This is a genomic window from Flavobacterium hydrophilum (genome assembly GCF_003202405.1).
Taxonomy (GTDB): Bacteria; Bacteroidota; Bacteroidia; order Flavobacteriales; family Flavobacteriaceae; genus Flavobacterium; species Flavobacterium hydrophilum.
This window is the reverse complement of sequence record NZ_QJHL01000002.1, coordinates 263506-284005: the sequence shown is the minus strand read 5'-3', so window position 1 is coordinate 284005 and position 20500 is coordinate 263506. Positions and strand designations below refer to the sequence as shown.

The following is a 20500-nucleotide window of genomic DNA, read 5'->3' as shown; positions in this document are numbered from 1 at the left end:
AAAACTACAAGTTTACAAAAGTGATATTGTAAACTTGTAGTTAGATTATTAAAAACGATAAAATTTTATTTTTTAGACAATTTTTCAGCCATCAATAAAGCATTATAGGCATTCACCATTTTAGCTGTTTTTGATGATTCTGTGGCAGAAACTGCTTCTGGTTTCTCTTCACCTAAAACCACTTTTTCAGGAAGAGCCACTCCGGAATCCATTAAAATCTTTTTGACCTGAGCTGCTTTTAGCTTTGGATAGTATGAACGAATCAAAGCCGCAACTCCTGCTGCGTTTGGAGACGCCATTGAAGTTCCCTGCAGATATTTATATTTATTGTTTGGAATTGTTGCATAAATTTCTTCACCCGGAGCAAAAACATCTACATTTAATTTTCCGAAGTTAGAAAACCCTGCTACTACATTTTGTCCATAAGCCTTATTAATAGCTCCAATTGTGATCAGATTATCTGCAAATTCTTTAATGTTATCTTCAGAATCATTTGGGTAATTAATGTTTTTTGTTTCATCGATATTATAACCGTCATTACCTGCAGCATGAACAATTAAAACATCTTTTTTCTTTGCATATTTTATAGCATCATATACCCATTTTTTTTGTGGAGAAAAGCTTTTTCCGAAACTTCCGTTAATCACTTTTGCGCCATTATCTACTGCATAACGAATTGCCAATGCAATATCTTTGTCATATTCATCTCCGTCCGGAACTGCTCTTACAGTCAGTATTTCAACATTATTGGCAACACCGTCTCCACCTAAATTATTGTTACGAACCTGAGCAATAATTCCGGCAACGTGCGTTCCGTGAAGTGCTTTTTCCTTATCCGGTCCAAACACAATATTGTTTCCGTATTTAGTACTTTTAATGTCTTCTGCGTTATCGCCTAAAACTTTTCTTCCGTCAAAATCTTTGTTTAAGTTGAAATTTAATTCATTGTAAACATGTTCTCTGTAATCTTCTAATTCAGCTTCAGGGTCAAAAGTTGGCCCGGCATTTGTGAAAATTTGCGTCATTACCATCTTACTTCTTGCCACTTTTGGATCAGTAGAAGTGATTGTATTCAAATCTTCAACTTTATAAGTCGTTTTATTTAAAGCTGTTTTGATAGTTTTGTGTACATCCAGTAAAAAATCTACCTGTTCCTTATCTTTTAAAGCTTTGTCGTATTTTTCAGTGTATTGTGCCAGTGCATCTTTATATTGCTGTGAACCGTCATCGCCTTTTTTAACGATACGGGTCATTTCGAGGTTTTCATCAACAACATCTCCAAGAAAGTTCCATCCGTGAATATCATCAATGTAACCATTTTTGTCATCATCGATTCCATTGCCGGGAATTTCCTTTGGATTTGTCCAGATTACTCCCTTTAAATCTTCATGCTCGATATCAACTCCTGAATCTACAACTCCAACAATTACTTTTTGACCTGTTTTTCCTTGTAATAATTCAGCATATGCTTTGTCCACACTCATTCCCGGAATAGAATCTTTGATCAGATCAAGATGACTCCACCTTTTTAGTTCATTTTCAGTAACCGGTGCTTTTTTAACAATAGCTGAAGGTGCGGTAATAAATTCTTTTTGAGTTGAAACTTGCGCCTGCAAAGTAGCGCTGCATCCTGCTAAAACAAGTAATGCAAAAGCAGATAAATTGAGTGATTTTATATGGCTCATGTATCTATATATAATGTAAAAGTTAAAGTTGGGACTAAATTATGCTTTTTTGTTACAAAAAACTAACTGTTAACAATGTGTTATGAATTTTGTTTCTGAAATAAATATTTTAAAATTAGCCTAAACAATTATAAACTGGACATATAACATTTATTAAATAAGGAAATCACTTATAATTTGTATCATTGCAAATTGAAACTCTTAATGAAATTTATGAAAACAAAACTACTTTTTATTCTCTTACTTGCCAATTTTTCTATTTATGCACAATCTTCAGATATTCCGGATTATATCCCTTCGGATGGCCTTCTTGCCTATTATCCATTTAATGGAAATGCAAATGATATCAGCGGAAATGGTTCTCATGGAATTGCTGTAGATGTTGAACAAACCCAAGATAGATTTGGACAGCGCAGGAGCGCCTACTATTTCAATGGAACAAGCAGTAATATAGAGGCCGATGTAAAAAACTATCCTTTGAAAGGAGGATCACGAACAATTACGGGATGGTTTCAGGCTGATATCCCATATGTATCAGAAGAACTTGATTTTTGTCTTTTGAACTATGGAAATGTATCTGATCCAAATTATTGGTTTAAAATCAGTTTTTATCGCAAAGGATATTTAGACATACAATTTGACTCTAAAACTTTTCAATCTCAGGACGATTATTTTAACAATGAGTGGACGTTTTTTGCTATGGTTTTTAATGATGAAACTAACACATTTTCATTGTATATAAATAATCAATTAAAGTTAAGTGGATCTGCCGATTTATACACTAATGGGTTTGGAAATCTTTTTAGAATAGGAAAGAATAAATCAAATAATTACTTTGAAGGTTCAATAGACGACATCGGAATTTGGAATCGCGTTTTAACATCGCAGGAAATTACTGCAATATATAATGCCCCAAAACCAATCTTATATACCTTAATTCCTGATCTTAATTTTGAAAATAAATTAATTGAACTTGGCTTTGATGAAGGGATTCCTGACGGAAAAATTTTAAAAGAGAATATCCAATATGAACCATTTTTGAATGTATCATCAAGTAATATTTCTGATTTAACAGGAATTGAAGATTTTAAAGATTTGAGATATTTAGATTGTACGAATAATAATTTGACTACTATTAATCTCACTAAAAATGATTCCCTGAGAGACTTAGATTGTTCTAATAACAAAATTTCATTATTAAACTTAGAAAAAAACCTAAAGCTACAATATCTCTTAATATCTGATAACAAAATAACAGATTTAAATTTGACAAAAAATGATTCAATCGAATCTATATCTGCGCACAGAAATCTTTTAACTACCTTAAATCTTTCTAAGAGCAAAAAGTTACATAGCCTATACATTTCATTCAATAAACTTTCTACATTAGATATTTCTGAAAACACATTGCTTGAAATTCTTGATGTAAGCTCAAACAACCTGACGAGTTTAAATCTTAAAAATGGCAATAATTTACTTTTAGGAAATTCGGTAAATTTTACAGAAAACCCAAATCTAAGTTGTATTCAGGTTGACGATGCAGAATATTCAAATACTAATTGGGCCACTTTTAAAGATGCAACTGCAACCTATAATACCAATTGCACTGTAGAATATATAACATTAAAAGACAGTCATTTTGAACAAAAATTAATTGATTTAGGAATTGATACCGATGGTTTAAATGGCAAAATTTCCAGTTCAGATATAAGTGCTGTTACTTCTTTAGACCTTTCAAACAGTAACATCACAGATTTATCGGGTATTGAAAATTTCACATCTCTGACAAATTTAGATTGCAGTAACAATCAAATAACAAATCTGAATCTTTCTTATAATCTTCTTTTGGAGCGATTGATTGCGTTTTCCAATCAAATTACGTCGTTGGATTTATCTAAAAACAGCAAACTTACAATTGTATATGTTGTATCAAATCCTCTGATATTTTTGAATCTGCAAAACGGAAATAATACAAACATGATTATACTCAATGTAACCGGAAAAAACGTTGCAAGCTACGCTACTTCTTTTCTTGGACTCAACCAGCTTGCCTGTATTAAAGTAGACAATGCCGCTTTTTCAAACACCAACTGGTCTAAGATTAAAGAAACTTCAACTACTTATTCTACAAGTTGTTCTTTAGGAATTGAAGATTCTGTTTTTGATAAAGTAACACTCTATCCAAATCCAACAAAAGACGAAGTTACTATTGCAAATATTTCGTTAGAAAAAGCAACAGTTTACAATACATTAGGACAATTGGTAAAATCTTTTAATTTGAACTCAGGCGATTCTAATAATACAATCAGCTTATCCGATTTACCAAAAGGAGTATATTATGTATACTTAATCAATAAAGATGATGCTACTGTTAAAAAAGTAATAATAGAATAGTTACAATTATTTTAATCTAAAAGTCAGATTTTCAGTTGATGAAAATCTGACTTTTTTATATCATTGCAAACGGAAACTCTTAATGGAATTTATGAAAACAAAACTACTTTTACTGCTATTATTAGCTAATTGCTCTATTTATGCCCAATACACAAAAATTCCTGATATTAATTTTGAGAAAGCCCTAATAGAAAAGGGTATTGATTCAGGAGAACCTGATGGGCAGGTCCTTACATCAAAAATAGCTTCCTTAACGGATTTATTTATTGATGCGAAGTCGATTAAAAGTTTATCCGGAATTGAGGATTTTACATCTTTAATAAATTTTCAATGTGACTCTAACCTTTTAACAGAAATAGACGTCAGTAAAAATACTGCTTTGAATTATTTATCTGTTGGAGAGAACCTTTTAACAAATTTAGATGTCACTAAAAACACTGCTTTAACTGCATTATATTTTTTTGATAATCAAATCAGTTCTATAGATCTTTCAAAAAATACTGCCTTGACTTGGTTAAATTTTACAGGAAGTCTTATGACAAGTTTAGATATTTCCAAGAACACGGCATTAACACATCTCTTTTGTGAATCTAACAAATTAAGCGCTTTAGATATTTCTAAAAATACACTTTTAGAACATTTATTTTCCGACAATAATAAATTAACCACTTTAGATGTTTCAAACAATCCTTTATTATCCAACATTTTTTGTAAAAATAATCAATTAACAAACCTGGATGTTTCTAAAAATGTAAAATTACACACATTAGAATGTGACAATAATATGTTAACAAGTTTAGATATCTCCAAAAATCTATTAATGGGTGGTTTAACTTGTTCATTTAACCTCTTAACAAGTCTTGACTTATCTAAACATACTTCTTTGGACTATTTATGGTGTAATTCAAATCAATTGAATAGTCTTAATTTAAAGAATGGAAACAATGCTAACTTTCCCAGGATGGGTGACAATTTCAAAGATAATCCTAATTTAACCTGCATTCAGGTTGACGATGTTGATTTTTCAAATAAAAATTGGGGAATTGCAAAAGATGAAAAAGCCTATTTTAGTCTTTCATGTGATTCACCTAATCCAACACATACATTATTACCTGATCAAAAATTTGAACAAAAATTAATTGATTTAGGAATTGATACCGATGGTTTAAACGGCAAAATTTCCAGTTCAGATATAAGTGCTGTTACTTCTTTAGACCTTTCAAACAGTAACATCACAGATTTATCGGGTATTGAAAATTTCACATCTCTGACAAATTTAGATTGCAGTAACAATCAAATAACAAATCTGAATCTTTCTTATAATCTTCTTTTGGAGCGATTGATTGCGTTTTCCAATCAAATTACGTCGTTGGATTTATCTAAAAACAGCAAACTTACAATTGTATATGTTGTATCAAATCCTCTGGTGTTTTTGAATCTTCAAAACGGAAATAATAAAAACATGATTATACTCAATGTAACCGGAAAAAACGCTGCAAGCTACGCTACTTCTTTTCTTGGACTCAACCAGCTTGCTTGTATTAAGGTAGATGATGCCGCTTTTTCAAACACCAACTGGTCTAAGATTAAAGAAACTTCAACTACTTATTCTACAAGTTGTTCTTTAGGAATTGAAGATTCTGTTTTTGATAAAGTAACACTCTATCCAAATCCAACAAAAGAAGAAGTTACTATTGCAAATATTTCGTTAGAAAAAGCAACAGTTTACAATACATTAGGACAATTGGTAAAATCTTTTACTTTGAACTCAGGCGATTCTAATAATACAATCAGCTTATCCGATTTACCAAAAGGAGTATATTATGTATACTTAATCAATAAAGATGCTGCTACTGTTAAAAAAGTAATAGTGGAATAATTACAATTCATTAAAAACGAAACTATCCCATTTTCTACTAAATGAAAATGGGATTTTTTTTAAGAATATTTTTTTTTAAAATTCGTTTTAGCAAAATTCACATTAAAAAATTATTAGGAAAATATCCGTTATTATATTTGTATCACCTAAAAAATTATATTTTAACCTATGAAAACAAAACTACTGTTACTCCTATTATTCGCAAATTTTGCTATCTATGCCCAATATACCAATATCCCGGATAATAATTTTGAAAACAAACTGATTGCCCTTGGCCTTGATTCCGGAACTCCTGATAATCAGGTATTGACTAGTAATATTGATAAATTAACTTCTATTGATATTTCAAATAGTTCTATCACTGATTTAACAGGGATTCAGAATTTTGTGTCTTTAAAAATTTTAATTTGTAATAATAACCCGTTAGCCACATTAGATATCTCCAAAAATACTGCTTTGCAATATTTATATTGCCATTATAATACATTGACGACATTAGATTTGTCTATGAATACAGCCTTAAAATTTTTATATTGCAGATCAAACCAATTAACTTCATTAGATGTTTCTAACAACACCGCTTTAGAAAATTTAGATTTTCAATCAAACTCATTGACAACATTGGACCTTTCTAATAACATTGTTTTGACAGATTTAGGTAGTAGTTTTAATTTATTAACGACATTAAATGTTTCTAAGAAAGGATTTGAAAAATTTATATTGCGATAATAATAAATTAACAACATTAGATATTTCTGAAAATACTGCTTTAAAAGCCTTAATTTGCGATTATAATCAATTAGCAACATTAAATACCTCTAAAAATACTGCGTTAACACAATTAACCTGCTCTTCAAATCCGTTAACATCATTAGATCTTTCTAATAACACCGCTTTGTTACATTTACAATGCTTTTATAGCCCATTGACAACATTAGATCTTAGTATGAATACTGCTTTGCAAAATTTATCTTGTTATTCCGGCTCATTGACAACATTAGATCTTTCTAAAAACATTGCTTTGAAAAGTTTAGATTGTCATTCTAACTCATTAACAACATTAGATATTTCTAAAAACATCGCTTTGGAAACTTTACATTGCTATTCTAACCAATTGACAAGTCTTAATTTAAAAAACGGAAAAAATACTGTTTTAACAAATTTAAATTGCAAATCGAATTCTACTTTAAGTTGTATTGAAGTAGATGATGTTTCTTATTCAAACACTAACTGGAATCTATATAAAGATGCAACAGCAATTTTTAGTTTAAGTTGTCCTACACTAGGAACATCTGAAACAGTTTTTGACAAAATAGCTGTTTATCCCAACCCTGTAAAAGGCGAATTGCATATTGACAATAGTACTCTTGAAAAAGCAACTGTATATGATGCATTGGGAAAACTAATGACCACAACGAAGTTTACCAAAAACACCACTAATAACAACATTAATTTAGCAGGATTACAAAATGGTATTTATTACATTTATTTAGAAAATGAAGGAGCTAGTATTGTTAAAAAAATTATAGTCAAATAAATTAAAGTTATATAAAATTAAAACCATATTTTCAGTCATTGGAAATATGGTTTTTTTTATGTTTTATAAAATTTCCTCACAAGTAAAAACCTCTTTTAACCGAACCCCTTTTTCGGTATGCTCAACTGTTATAATTTGGTTATGTGCATCGTGTTCCAAAAACAAATAATAATTTTTGTCAGCTGCAGCACTTAGCAGTTTAGATTTTTCCGGCATCGTGAGTAATGGTCTTGTATCATATCCCATAACGTACGGCAACGGAATATGTCCGGCAGTAGCCAATAAATCAGCGCAAAAAACGATAGTTTTATCCTGATATTGAATATGCGGAATCATTTGTTTCTCTGTATGACCGTCAACGTAGTAAATATCAAAATTCAGTTCTTTTGAGAAGCCAAAGCCACTCTCCGGTCTTTCAATAAAATGAAGATGACCACTTTCCTGCATTGGCAAAATATTCTCGGTTAAGAAAGAAGCTTTTTCACGGGCATTTGGTTTTGTTGCCCACTCCCAATGATTTTCGTTTGTCCAAAATTTGGCATTTTTAAAAGCCGGCTCGTAACCTGTTCTATCTGAATTCCATTGTACACTACCTCCGCAATGATCAAAATGAAGGTGCGTCATAAAAACATCGGTTATATCATCTCTGTGAAAACCATATTTTGCTAAGGAAGTATCCAAAGAATGAGTCCCCCAAAGCGAATAATATCCGAAAAACTTCTCTGATTGCTTATTGCCCATTCCGGTGTCAATTAAAATCAGACGATTTCCATCTTCAATAAGGAGACAACGGGCAGCAATGTCAATTAAATTATTAGCATCGGCAGGATTGGTTTTATTCCAGATTGTTTTGGGCACAACACCAAACATGGCACCGCCGTCTAATTTAAAATTGCCCGATTCTATGGGATAAAGTTTCATTTTTTACTTTTTTAAAATTCAAAATTCAATGCAATTTAATGGTTTGATTTTATTTTACTACGCTTATTTGCGTATTTTAGAAGTGTTTTATTATTTTTAATATTGTTAGATTAAGAATGAATAGCAAAATGAAAAAAAGAATTGGCATTGTTGAAGACAACCGTGATTTGCGAGAAGCGATGGCAATGATGATTCAGTTTACGCAACAATATGAACTTGCAGGCACTTTTGAAAATGCAGAAACGGCAATAGAAATGGTACCTTCATTAGAAATCGATGCTGTTCTTATGGATGTAAATCTACCGGGATATAGCGGATATGAATGCGTATCAATTTTAAAGACTAAAAAACCTCAACTTCTTTTTTTAATGTGCACCTCTTATGAAGACGATGATATTATTTTTAAAAGTTTAAAAGCAGGTGCCAGCGGCTATATCTTAAAAACTGAAGGACCAACAAAAATTATCGACGCCCTCAATGATTTATTCGATGGCGGTAGTCCAATGAGCAGCAGCATTGCAAGGAAAGTGGTCGCAAGTTTTTCCAAATTTGAAACCATCAGTGAAAGTGTGATGTCATTAACTCCCCGTGAAAACGAAATCTTAGAATTACTGGCTACCGGAAAAATGAACAAAGAAGTGGCTGACAACCTTCAAATAAGTGCAGGAACAGTTCGAAAACACATTCAGCATATTTATGAAAAATTGCAGGTAAACACAAGAGTAGAAGCCGTAAACGTATATTTGAAACGATAATATAAAGGAAGAAAATATGAAATTATACTGTCTTTTATTTTTTCTGTTTTCTTTTACTTTTATTTTTCCACAGAAAATAATTTCAGATAAAAAAAAGGCATTCCATACATGCAGTACAGCCAGTTGCAAAATAACCAACTCCATAACTATTTCTGAATATTACCTCGAACTGGATCAAATTGAAGAAGCGCAAAAATGGCTGAATCATTCTAAAAAACTACTTCTGATAAATCCAAATAATGAGCAGCAGTATGCGGTAAACAGCCTGCAGTCAGAACTTTTTTATTATTCCGGGTTGTATCAGTTTGGCCTGCACGAAGCTCAAAAAGCAATTGTTCTGGCAAAGGACAGTTTACGGCTTTCGAACGCTTTTTTGATAGAAGGAATTAATTTCTATGAAATAGGAAAAATAGCAAAGGCAGAAAAATCTTTTCATAAAGCTAAAAAGCATTTCCCTGTTAAACCAGATTCCCATTACAGACGATACCAGATCAATAAAGAATATATTTATAATGACATTGCGCAATTAAAAATTAAAACCCAACAATTAGATTCCGCTTATATTTATAATAAAAAAGCATACGTTTTTGCTAAAAACCTGAACGACAAAAGATGCATAGCAAACGTAGAACGTACTTTTGGAGAATTATTTTTGAAGCAGAGTAATAAAGATTCAGCCGAATTTTATTTCAAAAAAAGTATAGCAACTTCCCTGAATTCCAGAATTTATGATACCGCCATACTGGGTTACGGAAATCTGATGGAATGTGTTTCGGGAGAACCTCAAAAAATAAAATATTATTTTGATAAAGGTCAAAAATTAATTGAACACCATAATGTCAATGCTGCTTTTCAAAAACTTTTTTATGAACAGTCCCTGGCAAGGTTTCAGTCTCTTCCCGATAAAAGCCTGTTGTTGTCTACACAGGAAAAATTACTGGAAATTGAAAAAAACATCAATAAAAACGGGAATCTTTATATCCAAAACATTACAGATCAGTACATCAATAGCGAAAACAAATTACTTCAGGCCAAAATTAATGAACTGGATAAACAAAAAAATATTCAGATCCTACAGCTTCTTACAACCCTGTTTTTTGGATTAATATTAGTATTGGTAATTGTAATTATCAGGCGAAAAAACAAATTACAAAAACAAATCCTGGATCAGAAAAACGAAATAAGCAAAGACCTTCACGATGATATTGGCAGTGAATTAAGCAGTATATTAATCAACAGTAATTTATTAAAAAATTACGACCCTAATGACAAACAGAAAGTACTGATCGATAAAATCAGCAACACCAGTTCAGAAATTTCACAGCGCCTCAATGCCTTTATCTGGTCCTTAAATACAGACAACAATAATGTCCAGAATTTTTCAGAATATGTGAAACAGTATGCCTATAAGTTTTTGGAAGGAACTCACATAAAATTGCTTTTTTCGAATGAAATTGAAAGTATTTCAACCAAAATTTTAAACGGAAATGCACGAAAAAATTTGTTTTTCTCTATTAAAGAAATACTCAACAACACATTAAAACATTCGGATGCAGACAAGGTAATGTTTACTATTTCGGCTGTTGACAAAAAAGAATTTTTAATTGTTATAGAAGATAACGGAAAAGGAATGCAGGAAACCAATAAATTTGGAAATGGATTAATCAATATTAAAAAAAGGATAACCAATTTAGGAGGCAGCATCTCAATAAAATCCAACAATGGATTGAAAATCAGCATCAAAGTACCTTTTTAAAATACTTTTAAAAAATCACATTGAAACTAATACGCCAATGAGCGTATTTTTTTATAGTACTAAAAATCGGAACATCTGCAAAACTGTGAATCCGTGCAGTTTTAATTTCAGTTTTCAAATAATAATCTTCTTTGGGAATACCCTTAATTGCGTATTGTAAGATATTTCATTTTAATTCAATTTTACATTCAACTATAATTAATTGATTATAAAAGGATTTAAAACAAAGAATTATGAAAAAAACACTACTCACAATATTTTTTTTATTCTTTTTAATTAAAGGAATTTTTGCCCAATCCGGAGAGATAGACAAGACTTTTAATGCTGTTATTGGTGCAGGAGCAGATGGAACCGTAAAATGCATTACAGAGCAAACAGATGGAAAAATCATAATTGCAGGAGAATTTATAAGTTATGATTATAAGTCAAAAAACCGTATCACAAGACTCAATACTGATGGAACTACAGACAACTCTTTTAATATAGGAACCGGAGCCAATGCATCAATTAGTGCCGCAGCATTACAATCGGATAGTAAAATTTTAATTGCCGGAGGATTTACTTCCTATAATGGTATGGCTAAAAATCGTATTGCCAGAATTAATGCTGACGGAACTCTTGATACCACTTTTGAACCAGGATCGGGCTTCAATTCATATAATTCAATTGCAGTTGAGACAGACGGAAAACTTTTGATTGGAGGGTATTTTACATCCTACAATGGTGTGGCAAGAAAGCATATTGCAAGATTAAACTCAGACGGGACACTTGATACATCGTTTGGTTCTGCTGTTGGCCTTGATAGTACCGTTAAGGAAATAGTCCTACAACCCGATGACAAAATTTTGGTTATAGGTGATTTTTTGGACTTTAATGGAATTTCAAGAAAAAAAATAGCCCGCCTCAATGCTGACGGAACGCTGGACACTACTTTTAATCCTGGAAACGGAGCTAATGGAATCGAAACGATTGCTTTACAGGCAGATGGAAAAATCTTAATCGGAGGATACTTTTCAACGTATAATTTTACACCTAGAAGCTGTTTGGCACGACTGAATCCTGATGGAACGCTAGACAACACTTTTAATCTTGGAACAGGACCCAATTCTACTGTTGAAAGTATAGCAATTCAGCCCGACGGAAAAATTTTGATTGGAGGAGTATTTACAACTTATAATGGTACAGCCAAAAACAGTATTGCAAGACTAAATTCTGACGGAACATTAGATCCCACATTTGATTCAGGAACCGGTACAAATGAAAGTGTTGCTACTATTACTGTAAAAACTAATGGCAAAATTTTAACCGGAGGTAACTTTACTTCGTTGAATACCAATTTAATAGGCAGACTTGCGCAACTGAATACTGACGGAACTATTGATGCTACTTTCTTAAACCCGGGAGGATTTGGAAGCGGATCAAATCAGTCAATTAGCCGTATGGCAGTACAGCCAGATGGGAAAATTTTAATTACAGGAGAATTTTTCAGTTCTTACAATGGTATTGCAACAAAAAGACTAGCTCGACTAAACGCTGATGGAACGCTTGATACCGCTTTTAATACGGGAACGGGACCCAGTAGTTCTGTTTATGCAATTACAACACAACCCGATGGGAAAATTTTAATTGGAGGAAGATTTGGCAATTACAATGGTATAGCAAGAAATGGTATAGCCCGATTGAATACTGATGGATCGCTTGACACCACTTTCAGCATAGGAACTGGAGTAAATAACAATATTTATTCAATAGCAGTACAAACCGACGGAAAAATTTTGATTTCAGGACTATTTACCTCTTACAACGGCGTTTCAAGAAACCGGTTTGCCCGACTTAATACTGATGGTACGTTGGATACCGCTTTTGATCCCGGAGCCGGACCAGATAACGTTATTTATTCAATAGTTACACAGACAGACGGAAAAATCATAATTGCAGGAAATTTTAAAAACTATAAAGGAATACCCAAACAATGTATTACCCGACTTAATAGTGACGGAACACTTGACACATCATTTAATTTAGGAATTTCAATAGACTGGAATGTCGATGTTGTTAAAATACAATCGGATGGAAAATTGTTGATCTCTGGAACCTTTGTTGGTTTTACAGGTGGGAATAGTCCTCCACCAGGACTGGCACGCCTTAATGCAGATGGATCATTAGACCCTACTTTTGTAGCTCAACAGCTCTTATTTGCCAATACCGGAACAAATCCCTACACGAATCCTTACTCAATAGCAATACAATCCGATGGGAAAATTATAATAGGAGGAACTATTACTTCTTATGGAGGAACTCCTATTCTAAATATTGCCCGACTCAATACAGACGGAACACATGATACTACATTTGTTGCAGGAACAGGAATAGCCAATAATCAGGGAATAAGCAGCAGTGTTGACAATATTATCATTCTCCCAGACGGTAAAATTTTAATTTCCGGGGTTTTTATTTTATACAATGGCGTTACAGTCGGTCGCGTGGCCAGAATACTATCAGGGACAACAACTCTTGATCTGCCCGAATCTTATAAAAATACTTTTGCAATTTATCCAAATCCGGCCAGCAGCAAAATTTATTTTTCTCACGAACTTACAGAAATTGCTGTTTACGATATACTGGGAAAGAAAAGAAACATTCCTCATACTTCAGATTCAGCAGATATAAGCGCATTACCCAATGGAATTTATATTTTAAAAGGACTTGAAAATAATGGCAAAACCATCACGCAGAAAATAGTTAAGAACTAATAAAAAACTTGCCATGAAAAACAAAATAATTATACTAAGCCCAGTTTTTATGCTTTCTCTGATGTTATTTTCCTGCCAGGATGCTACTCCAAAAGTAAAAAAAAAGCCTATGAACCCTACAAAAACAATCTTGAACCCAACCAGTACATTTTCCGGAAATTTTACCGGAATTCACAACCAAAAAGAAATTTTCTTGACTCTGATTCCTGAAACTGGATCAAAAAAAGTGAATGGGTCCTTAATAATAGATGGCAGAAAAGCCAAAATTGAAGTTACAGAAAATAACGGAATTTGTAATGGCAAAATCACTGAAGAAGATACCAAAAAACAATATTCAATACTAATCAAATTTATTGGTCAAAAACTAAATTGCACCATACCATTTCCGGAATTCAATAATCAGGTACTTTCTTTTAACCTGGATAAAAGCAGTTTAACTTTTGGTGGAAATGAAGATTCTATTGTTATAGAAAACGGAACTACAATTACAAACGGCAATTCATCCGGTACTAATGGTTCTAATCACAAAAGAAATCCGGAAGTAATTGGAAAATGGCGTTTTACCGAAGTTTTAAGCAGTGGTAGCGGAGAATTTTATGCCTCATTTTCTACAGACTATTTTCTCAGGATCAATGCAGATGGAACTGCAATAACCTGGACAGGTAAGAGCGTCGGAGGAACGAATGCGGTTAGTATCGAGGGAAGTTATGGTACTAATGTACAGCAATACCAATGGTATACAAATGGTAAAGCTTTCCATTTTGTGAATCCTCAAAATAATCAGGAACAAGTTGTAAATTACTATGTTGAACCCTACCGAATGATGTTTTCTTACGGAAATAACAAACGTGTTTATCAGCGCATAAATTAATTTAATAAAAAACAGGCACTATTTAAGCGTGATAGAAGTACTCCCCATTATTTCGTGTTTGTCAAAAAAATTCACAAAATAAGTTCCTTTCTTAAATTCATTGTCTGAATTTAAAATCCCATAAACATTGACAGGTTTTCCCTGAAAATCAGCTGACACAATAAAACTGTAAACCAACGCTTTATTATTACCAAATTCAATCAGTTTGTCTTCACCTAAAACAGTATTTTTTTGATCTAAAACCTGAACATAAAAAACTCTTTTTCCGGTTTTAGCAACCGAATTTCCTGATATATAAAAACTCGCCTTAAGTTTATTAGTGGATTTTGCCTTATCCGTTTCCAGTTCTTCTCCGGTTTTTTTATCGTGAAGTGCAACAACCTTAAAATTATTCAAATCCAATTTTGAAGCCGATTTTAAAGTTGACTCAAGCTTTTTTTGGTGTGATGCCAACGTATCATTCTTAACTTTTTGCTGATACATCACTTCATTCTGACTTTCAATTTCAGTCAATAAACTCTTATTCTCGGATTTAAGGTTTTTAATCTCTGCTACTTTTGATGCCAGTGAAGTTTTTAAATCTGAAAGTTGTTTACGGTAAATCAGTATTTGAGAAATAGAAGGATTTTTTGAAGCTTTAATGATTTCCATTAAATTTTCCACATTTTTCTTTTCTAATTCCAGTTCTTGAGATAAAACTGTTTTTTCAACCATCGCAACATCATAAGCTAACTTTAAAGTATTTAAAGAATCTAATATGTTTTTTTGAGCAAATACTGCCTGATTCGATTCATTAATGCTGTCCATTTTATCCTTCTCAATATTAGATACAGAAAAAAATGTTTTTGTCTCTTTACTAAAAACATAAAATGTGACGCCTAACCCAAAAACCAAAAGGACTGCAAGAAGTGCTTTTATCCGCAAACTGGCAAATTTTTTTTTCATAAAAACTCTTAATTTCGCACAAAAATACTAATAAATTACTCGTTAAAGCACGTATATATACTGTTTTTTAACCTATTTATTTAAATTGTTGTGAATTAACCAATAAAAAATGCATATTGAATGATCTATTACATTATCAATAATTTACGATCAAAATAACTTCCATCTATTTTAACATTTGTTATAATAATGTGAACCGCTATGGAAAAAGGTTTTTAAGTCGTATCTTTGCAAATAATTTCATTTCATCATTGAAATACAGCGTTTTAAAAAATTGATATTTTTTTGAATCTGAATTAAAAATGAAAGAAAAATACAAATACAATAAACAATGATAAAAGTTTCTGATACAGCCAAAAAGAAAATCATCGATTTGATGAATGATGATGGTTTTGATGCCGCACATGACTACGTACGTGTAGGAGTAAAAAGCGGCGGTTGCTCCGGTTTGTCATATGATTTAAAATTTGACAAGACCAAAGGCGAAGACGATAAAATATTCGTAGACAACGACATAACTATTGCAGTTGAAAAAAAATCATTCCTTTATTTAGCCGGAACAATTCTGGAATTTTCCGGAGGATTAAACGGAAAAGGATTCGTTTTTAATAATCCAAATGCAAGCAGAACTTGTGGTTGTGGAGAATCATTCTCTCTTTAATAATTAAATGATTCAAAAAACTGAAGAATTTAATTATTACGAAAGTATCACAAATTTTAAATCCTTCAGTTTTTAAATCTTTCAATAAAAAAAAATGTCAAAATACACCGAAGACGATTTAAAAATCGAACTTGAAACCAAAGAATATGAATACGGATTTTATACCAATATAGAATCTGAGACGTTCCCTATTGGTTTAAACGAAGATATTGTTAGAGCTATTTCGCTTAAAAAAGAAGAACCGGAATGGATGACCGAATGGCGCATCGAGGCTTTCCGTGCCTGGAAAGAAATGATCGAGCCGGAATGGGCAAATGTTCGTTATGAAAAGCCAGACTTTCAGGCCATTTCTTACTACTCGGCTCCAAAACAAGTTGATCCAAATAAAACTTTGGATGACGTAGATCCTGAACTTTTAGAAATGTACAAAAAGTTAGGAATCTCTGTAGATGAACAAAAAATGATGAACAATGTCGCTATGGATATTGTTGTCGATTCTGTTTCTGTAGCTACTACTTTCAAAAAAACTTTAGGAGAAAAAGGAATTATTTTCTGTCCAATTTCTGAAGCCATTAAAGAACATCCGGAATTGGTAAAAAAATATTTAGGCACTGTGGTTCCTCAAAAAGACAACTTCTACGCAGCATTAAACTCAGCAGTTTTCTCTGATGGAAGTTTCTGTTATATTCCAAAAGGTGTTCGTTGCCCAATGGAACTTTCAACGTATTTCAGAATCAATCAGGCAGGAACAGGACAATTCGAAAGAACGCTTGTTATTGCTGATGCCGGAAGTTATGTTTCATACCTTGAAGGCTGTACAGCACCAAGCCGTGACGAAAACCAATTACACGCTGCTGTCGTTGAGCTAATCGCTTTGGATGATGCTGAAATTAAATATTCAACAGTACAAAACTGGTTCCCAGGAAACAAAGAAGGAAAAGGTGGGGTTTACAACTTCGTAACCAAAAGAGGTTTATGCGAAACTAATGCTAAAATTTCATGGACGCAGGTTGAAACAGGTTCTGCTGTAACCTGGAAATATCCTTCCTGTGTGCTTAAAGGAGATAACTCGGTTGGAGAATTTTATTCTATCGCTGTTACCAATAATTACCAACAGGCAGATACTGGAACAAAAATGATCCATTTAGGCAAAAACACTAAATCGACTATTATTTCTAAAGGTATTTCGGCCGGAAAATCACAAAACAGTTACCGTGGTTTAGTGCAGATTTCGCCAAGAGCAGAGAACGCAAGAAACTTTTCACAATGTGATTCCTTATTAATGGGCAACAATTGTGGAGCACATACTTTCCCTTATATTGAAAGTAAAAATCCATCTGCAAAAATAGAACACGAAGCAACTACAAGTAAAATTGGAGAAGATCAGGTTTTCTATTGTAACCAAAGAGGTATTCCGACTGAAAAAGCGATTGCTTTAATTGTAAACGGTTTCAGTAAAGATGTACTAAACAAACTTCCGATGGAATTTGCAGTTGAAGCTCAAAAATTATTAGAGATTTCTTTAGAAGGATCTGTAGGTTAAAAAGTTTCAAATTTCAGGTTTTTGATCTGAAACTTTGTTCTTTACAACTATTAAAAAAAGAATTTTTTATATCAATTAAAATAAAAAGATTTTTCAACGTTTCGCTTTTTCAGCATAACAGAAAACTTGAAACCTGAAACTTTAAACAAAAAAAAGATGTTATCAATAAAAAACCTTCACGCCGCGATTGGTGATAAAGAAATCCTTAAAGGAATTAATATAGAAGTAAAAGCTGGAGAAGTTCACGCTATCATGGGACCAAACGGTTCCGGAAAAAGTACGCTTTCTGCTGTAATTGCAGGAAACGAAAACTATGAAGTTACAGACGGAGAAGTTTTTCTTGACGGAGAAGATCTTGCTGATCTTGCTCCAGAAGAAAGAGCTCACAAAGGAGTTTTCCTTTCGTTTCAATATCCGGTAGAAATCCCTGGAGTTAGCGTAACTAACTTTATGAAGACTGCCATCAATGAAACCCGTAAAGCAAACGGACAGGAAGAAATGCCGGCAAACGAAATGCTTAAAGTAATTCGTGAAAAATCTGAATTATTAGAAATCGATCGTAAATTTTTGTCTCGTTCCCTAAACGAAGGTTTTTCCGGAGGAGAGAAAAAAAGAAACGAGATTTTTCAAATGGCAATGTTAGAGCCAAAATTAGCTATTCTTGACGAAACCGATTCTGGTCTTGATATCGATGCTTTAAGAATTGTTGCTAATGGTGTAAACAAACTTAAAAGCGAAAAAAATGCAATTATTGTTATCACTCATTACCAGCGTTTGCTAGATTATATCGTTCCGGATTTCGTTCACGTTCTTTACAACGGAAGAATCGTAAAATCAGGCGGAAAAGAATTGGCTTACGAATTAGAAGAAAAAGGATACGACTGGATTAAGGCAGAAAATTAAAATTTGTTTCAGGTTTCATGTTTTTTTAGTTTCAAGCTGAACTACATTTTGTAAGTTTAAACTTAAAAATAAAGACAGAAATTATGGCAACAATAACACGATTTGAGGATTTAGAAATTTGGAAAGAAGCTCGACGATTAGCAAAAGAAATTCATCTTATTGCAGTTCATACAGAGTTAAGATCCGATCTCAGATTTAAAAATCAAATAAAAGATTCTTCGGGTTCAGTAATGGATAATATTGCTGAAGGTTTTGAAAGAGATGGAAATTTAGAATTTTGACAATTTTTATCTATCGCAAAAGGTTCAGCCGGAGAAACAAGATCTCAGTTATATCGCGTTTTTGATTTTGAATATATTTCAGAACAAAAATTCGAAGCCTTAAAAACAGATTATGAAAATTTAAGTGGTAAAATAAAAAACTTTATCACTTACTTAAATAAAAAAGATTTCAAAGGGAATAAGTTTCAATAGGCAACATGAAACTTGAAACCTGAAACACCGAAGGAAACAAAAACAAAATGGATTTAAAAGAAAAATTAGTATCGTCTTTTATGGCTTTTGAAGAGCGTGTCGATGTACATTCAGATTTACATGACATACGTACAAATGCCTTAAAAAACTTCGAAAATAAAGGTTTCCCAACCAAAAAAGAAGAAGCCTGGAAATACACATCGCTAAATGCCATCTTAAAAAATGACTTTACGGTTTTCCCAAAGCAGGAAAATGCAATCGAATTCAATCAGGTAAAAAAATACTTTTTACACGAAATAGACACTTATAAATTAGTTTTTATTGACGGTGTTTTCAGTTCGCATTTGTCTTCTACAACACACGACGGAATCGATGTTTGTCTGATGTCTTCGGCATTGACCAAACCAAAATATAAAATGGTAATTGATACCTACTTCAATCAAATTGCAAGCAAAGATGACAGTTTAACTTCATTGAATACTGCTTTTGCAATTGAAGGCGCCTTTATCAATATTCCAAAGAAAAAAGTAGCAGATAAACCAATTGAGATCATGTATTTCTCAACAGGAAATGAAGCTGCTTTAATGGTTCAGCCAAGAAATTTGATTATTGTGGGTGAAAATTCACATGTTCAAATTATCGAGCGTCACCAAAGTCTGAATGAAAATCCGGTTTTAACAAATTCTGTTACAGAGATTTTCGCTCAAAAACGTGCCATTGTCGATTATTATAAAATTCAAAATGACAATAGCGAAGCAAACTTAGTAGACAATACTTATGTTTCGCAACAACAAGAAAGCCACGCTTATGTTCATACGTTTTCATTTGGAGGAAACTTAACTCGTAACAACTTAAACTTTTACCATTTCGGAGAAAGATTAACGAGTACGCTTAACGGAATTTCTATCCTTAATGACAAACAACACGTAGATCATTATACTTTGGTAAACCACGCACAGCCAAACTGCGAAAGTTTCCAGGATTATAAAGGAATTTTCTCTGATCGTTCGACAGGAGTTTTCAATGGAAAAATTTTAGTTAACCAAATAGCTCAAAAAACAAATGCTTTCCAAAAGAGCAATAATATTTTATTGAGCGACAAAGCAACAATCAATGCAAAACCTCAGTTAGAGATTTTTGCTGATGATGTAAAATGCTCTCACGGATGTACGATTGGACAGCTTGACGAAACCGCAATGTTCTACATGCAGTCTCGCGGAATTCCACAAAAAGAAGCTAAAGCTTTATTAATGTACGCATTCTCAAATGCTGTTATTGAAAGCATTAAAATACCTGAATTAAAGCAAAGAATCACTAAAATCATTGCCACAAAACTAGGCGTGAATTTAGGATTTGATTTGTAATATTCTAATTTAAAAAACATAAAACCGACAATATAATAAGTATGTTGTCGGTTTTTTTAT

General features: G+C 32.5%; 15 protein-coding genes and 1 pseudogene. 13 read left to right on the top strand and 3 right to left on the bottom strand.

Annotation, left to right across the window (positions count from 1 at the left end; all coding sequences use genetic code 11):
* Window positions 1-65 precede the first annotated feature (65 nt).
* Window positions 66-1685 carry a S8 family peptidase gene (locus DMB68_RS10410; RefSeq protein ID WP_110346618.1) on the bottom strand — a complete coding sequence of 540 codons (1620 nt, stop codon included), beginning with the start codon at window positions 1683-1685 and terminating at the stop codon, window positions 66-68.
* 213 nt (window positions 1686-1898) lie between these two features.
* Between DMB68_RS10410 and DMB68_RS10405 the strand changes: the two genes are divergently transcribed.
* The 4 genes from DMB68_RS10405 to DMB68_RS10390 all read left to right on the top strand — a co-directional run bounded on the left by DMB68_RS10405 (window position 1899) and on the right by DMB68_RS10390 (window position 7495).
* Window positions 1899-4079, top strand: coding sequence for a T9SS type A sorting domain-containing protein (locus tag DMB68_RS10405; RefSeq protein ID WP_165830122.1), 2181 nt, complete (start codon window positions 1899-1901; stop codon window positions 4077-4079).
* 91 nt (window positions 4080-4170) lie between these two features.
* Window positions 4171-5958: a leucine-rich repeat domain-containing protein gene (locus DMB68_RS10400; protein WP_165830121.1), complete on the top strand. Its 1788-nt coding sequence runs from the start codon at window positions 4171-4173 to the stop codon at window positions 5956-5958.
* 168 nt (window positions 5959-6126) lie between these two features.
* A complete protein-coding gene (locus DMB68_RS10395) occupies window positions 6127-6687 on the top strand; it encodes a hypothetical protein (protein ID WP_110346615.1) in 561 nt (186 codons plus the stop codon).
* The gene (locus DMB68_RS10390) at window positions 6665-7495 is read left to right on the top strand and encodes a T9SS type A sorting domain-containing protein (protein WP_165830120.1); all 831 of its coding nucleotides are present in this window, start codon (window positions 6665-6667) and stop codon (window positions 7493-7495) included. The genes DMB68_RS10395 and DMB68_RS10390 overlap by 23 nt, the downstream gene beginning before the upstream one ends.
* 63 nt (window positions 7496-7558) lie before the next feature.
* On the opposite strand, the gene DMB68_RS10385 is transcribed toward DMB68_RS10390, so the two are convergent.
* Window positions 7559-8416 (bottom strand): MBL fold metallo-hydrolase, encoded by an 858-nt coding sequence (locus tag DMB68_RS10385; RefSeq protein ID WP_110346613.1) that lies wholly within the window; start codon window positions 8414-8416, stop codon window positions 7559-7561.
* A 128-nt stretch (window positions 8417-8544) separates the two neighbouring features.
* Here DMB68_RS10385 and DMB68_RS10380 point away from each other — a divergent pair, with 128 nt between their 5' ends.
* The 4 genes from DMB68_RS10380 (at window position 8545) to DMB68_RS10365 (ending at window position 14551) form a co-directional block, all read left to right on the top strand.
* Window positions 8545-9171, top strand: a complete 627-nt coding sequence (locus tag DMB68_RS10380; RefSeq protein WP_196783698.1) for a response regulator — start codon at window positions 8545-8547, stop codon at window positions 9169-9171.
* Window positions 9172-9187: 16 nt separating this feature from the next.
* A complete protein-coding gene (locus DMB68_RS10375) occupies window positions 9188-10927 on the top strand; it encodes an ATP-binding protein (RefSeq protein ID WP_110346611.1) in 1740 nt (579 codons plus the stop codon).
* Window positions 10928-11160: 233 nt separating this feature from the next.
* Window positions 11161-13680 carry a T9SS type A sorting domain-containing protein gene (locus DMB68_RS10370; RefSeq protein WP_110346610.1) on the top strand — a complete coding sequence of 840 codons (2520 nt, stop codon included), beginning with the start codon at window positions 11161-11163 and terminating at the stop codon, window positions 13678-13680.
* Between the two features lie 13 nt (window positions 13681-13693).
* Complete coding sequence (locus DMB68_RS10365; RefSeq protein ID WP_124019415.1) at window positions 13694-14551, top strand: hypothetical protein; 858 nt, start codon at window positions 13694-13696, stop codon at window positions 14549-14551.
* Between the two features lie 18 nt (window positions 14552-14569).
* Here the strand turns inward: DMB68_RS10365 and DMB68_RS10360 are convergent, their stop codons facing one another.
* A complete protein-coding gene (locus DMB68_RS10360) occupies window positions 14570-15496 on the bottom strand; it encodes a hypothetical protein (protein WP_110346608.1) in 927 nt (308 codons plus the stop codon).
* Between the two features lie 331 nt (window positions 15497-15827).
* Between DMB68_RS10360 and DMB68_RS10355 the strand changes: the two genes are divergently transcribed.
* The 5 genes and pseudogenes from DMB68_RS10355 (at window position 15828) to sufD (ending at window position 20440) form a co-directional block, all read left to right on the top strand.
* Window positions 15828-16157 carry a HesB/IscA family protein gene (locus DMB68_RS10355; protein WP_110305982.1) on the top strand — a complete coding sequence of 110 codons (330 nt, stop codon included), beginning with the start codon at window positions 15828-15830 and terminating at the stop codon, window positions 16155-16157.
* Between the two features lie 94 nt (window positions 16158-16251).
* On the top strand, window positions 16252-17700 hold the full coding sequence (sufB, locus tag DMB68_RS10350; protein ID WP_110346607.1) for a Fe-S cluster assembly protein SufB: 1449 nt from the start codon (window positions 16252-16254) through the stop codon (window positions 17698-17700).
* 156 nt (window positions 17701-17856) lie between these two features.
* Window positions 17857-18603: a Fe-S cluster assembly ATPase SufC gene (gene sufC, locus DMB68_RS10345; protein WP_110347075.1), complete on the top strand. Its 747-nt coding sequence runs from the start codon at window positions 17857-17859 to the stop codon at window positions 18601-18603.
* Between the two features lie 83 nt (window positions 18604-18686).
* Window positions 18687-19076: pseudogene (locus DMB68_RS10340) on the top strand (four helix bundle protein).
* Window positions 19077-19123: 47 nt separating this feature from the next.
* On the top strand, window positions 19124-20440 hold the full coding sequence (gene sufD, locus DMB68_RS10335) for a Fe-S cluster assembly protein SufD (RefSeq protein ID WP_031454042.1): 1317 nt from the start codon (window positions 19124-19126) through the stop codon (window positions 20438-20440).
* Window positions 20441-20500: the final 60 nt, after the last annotated feature.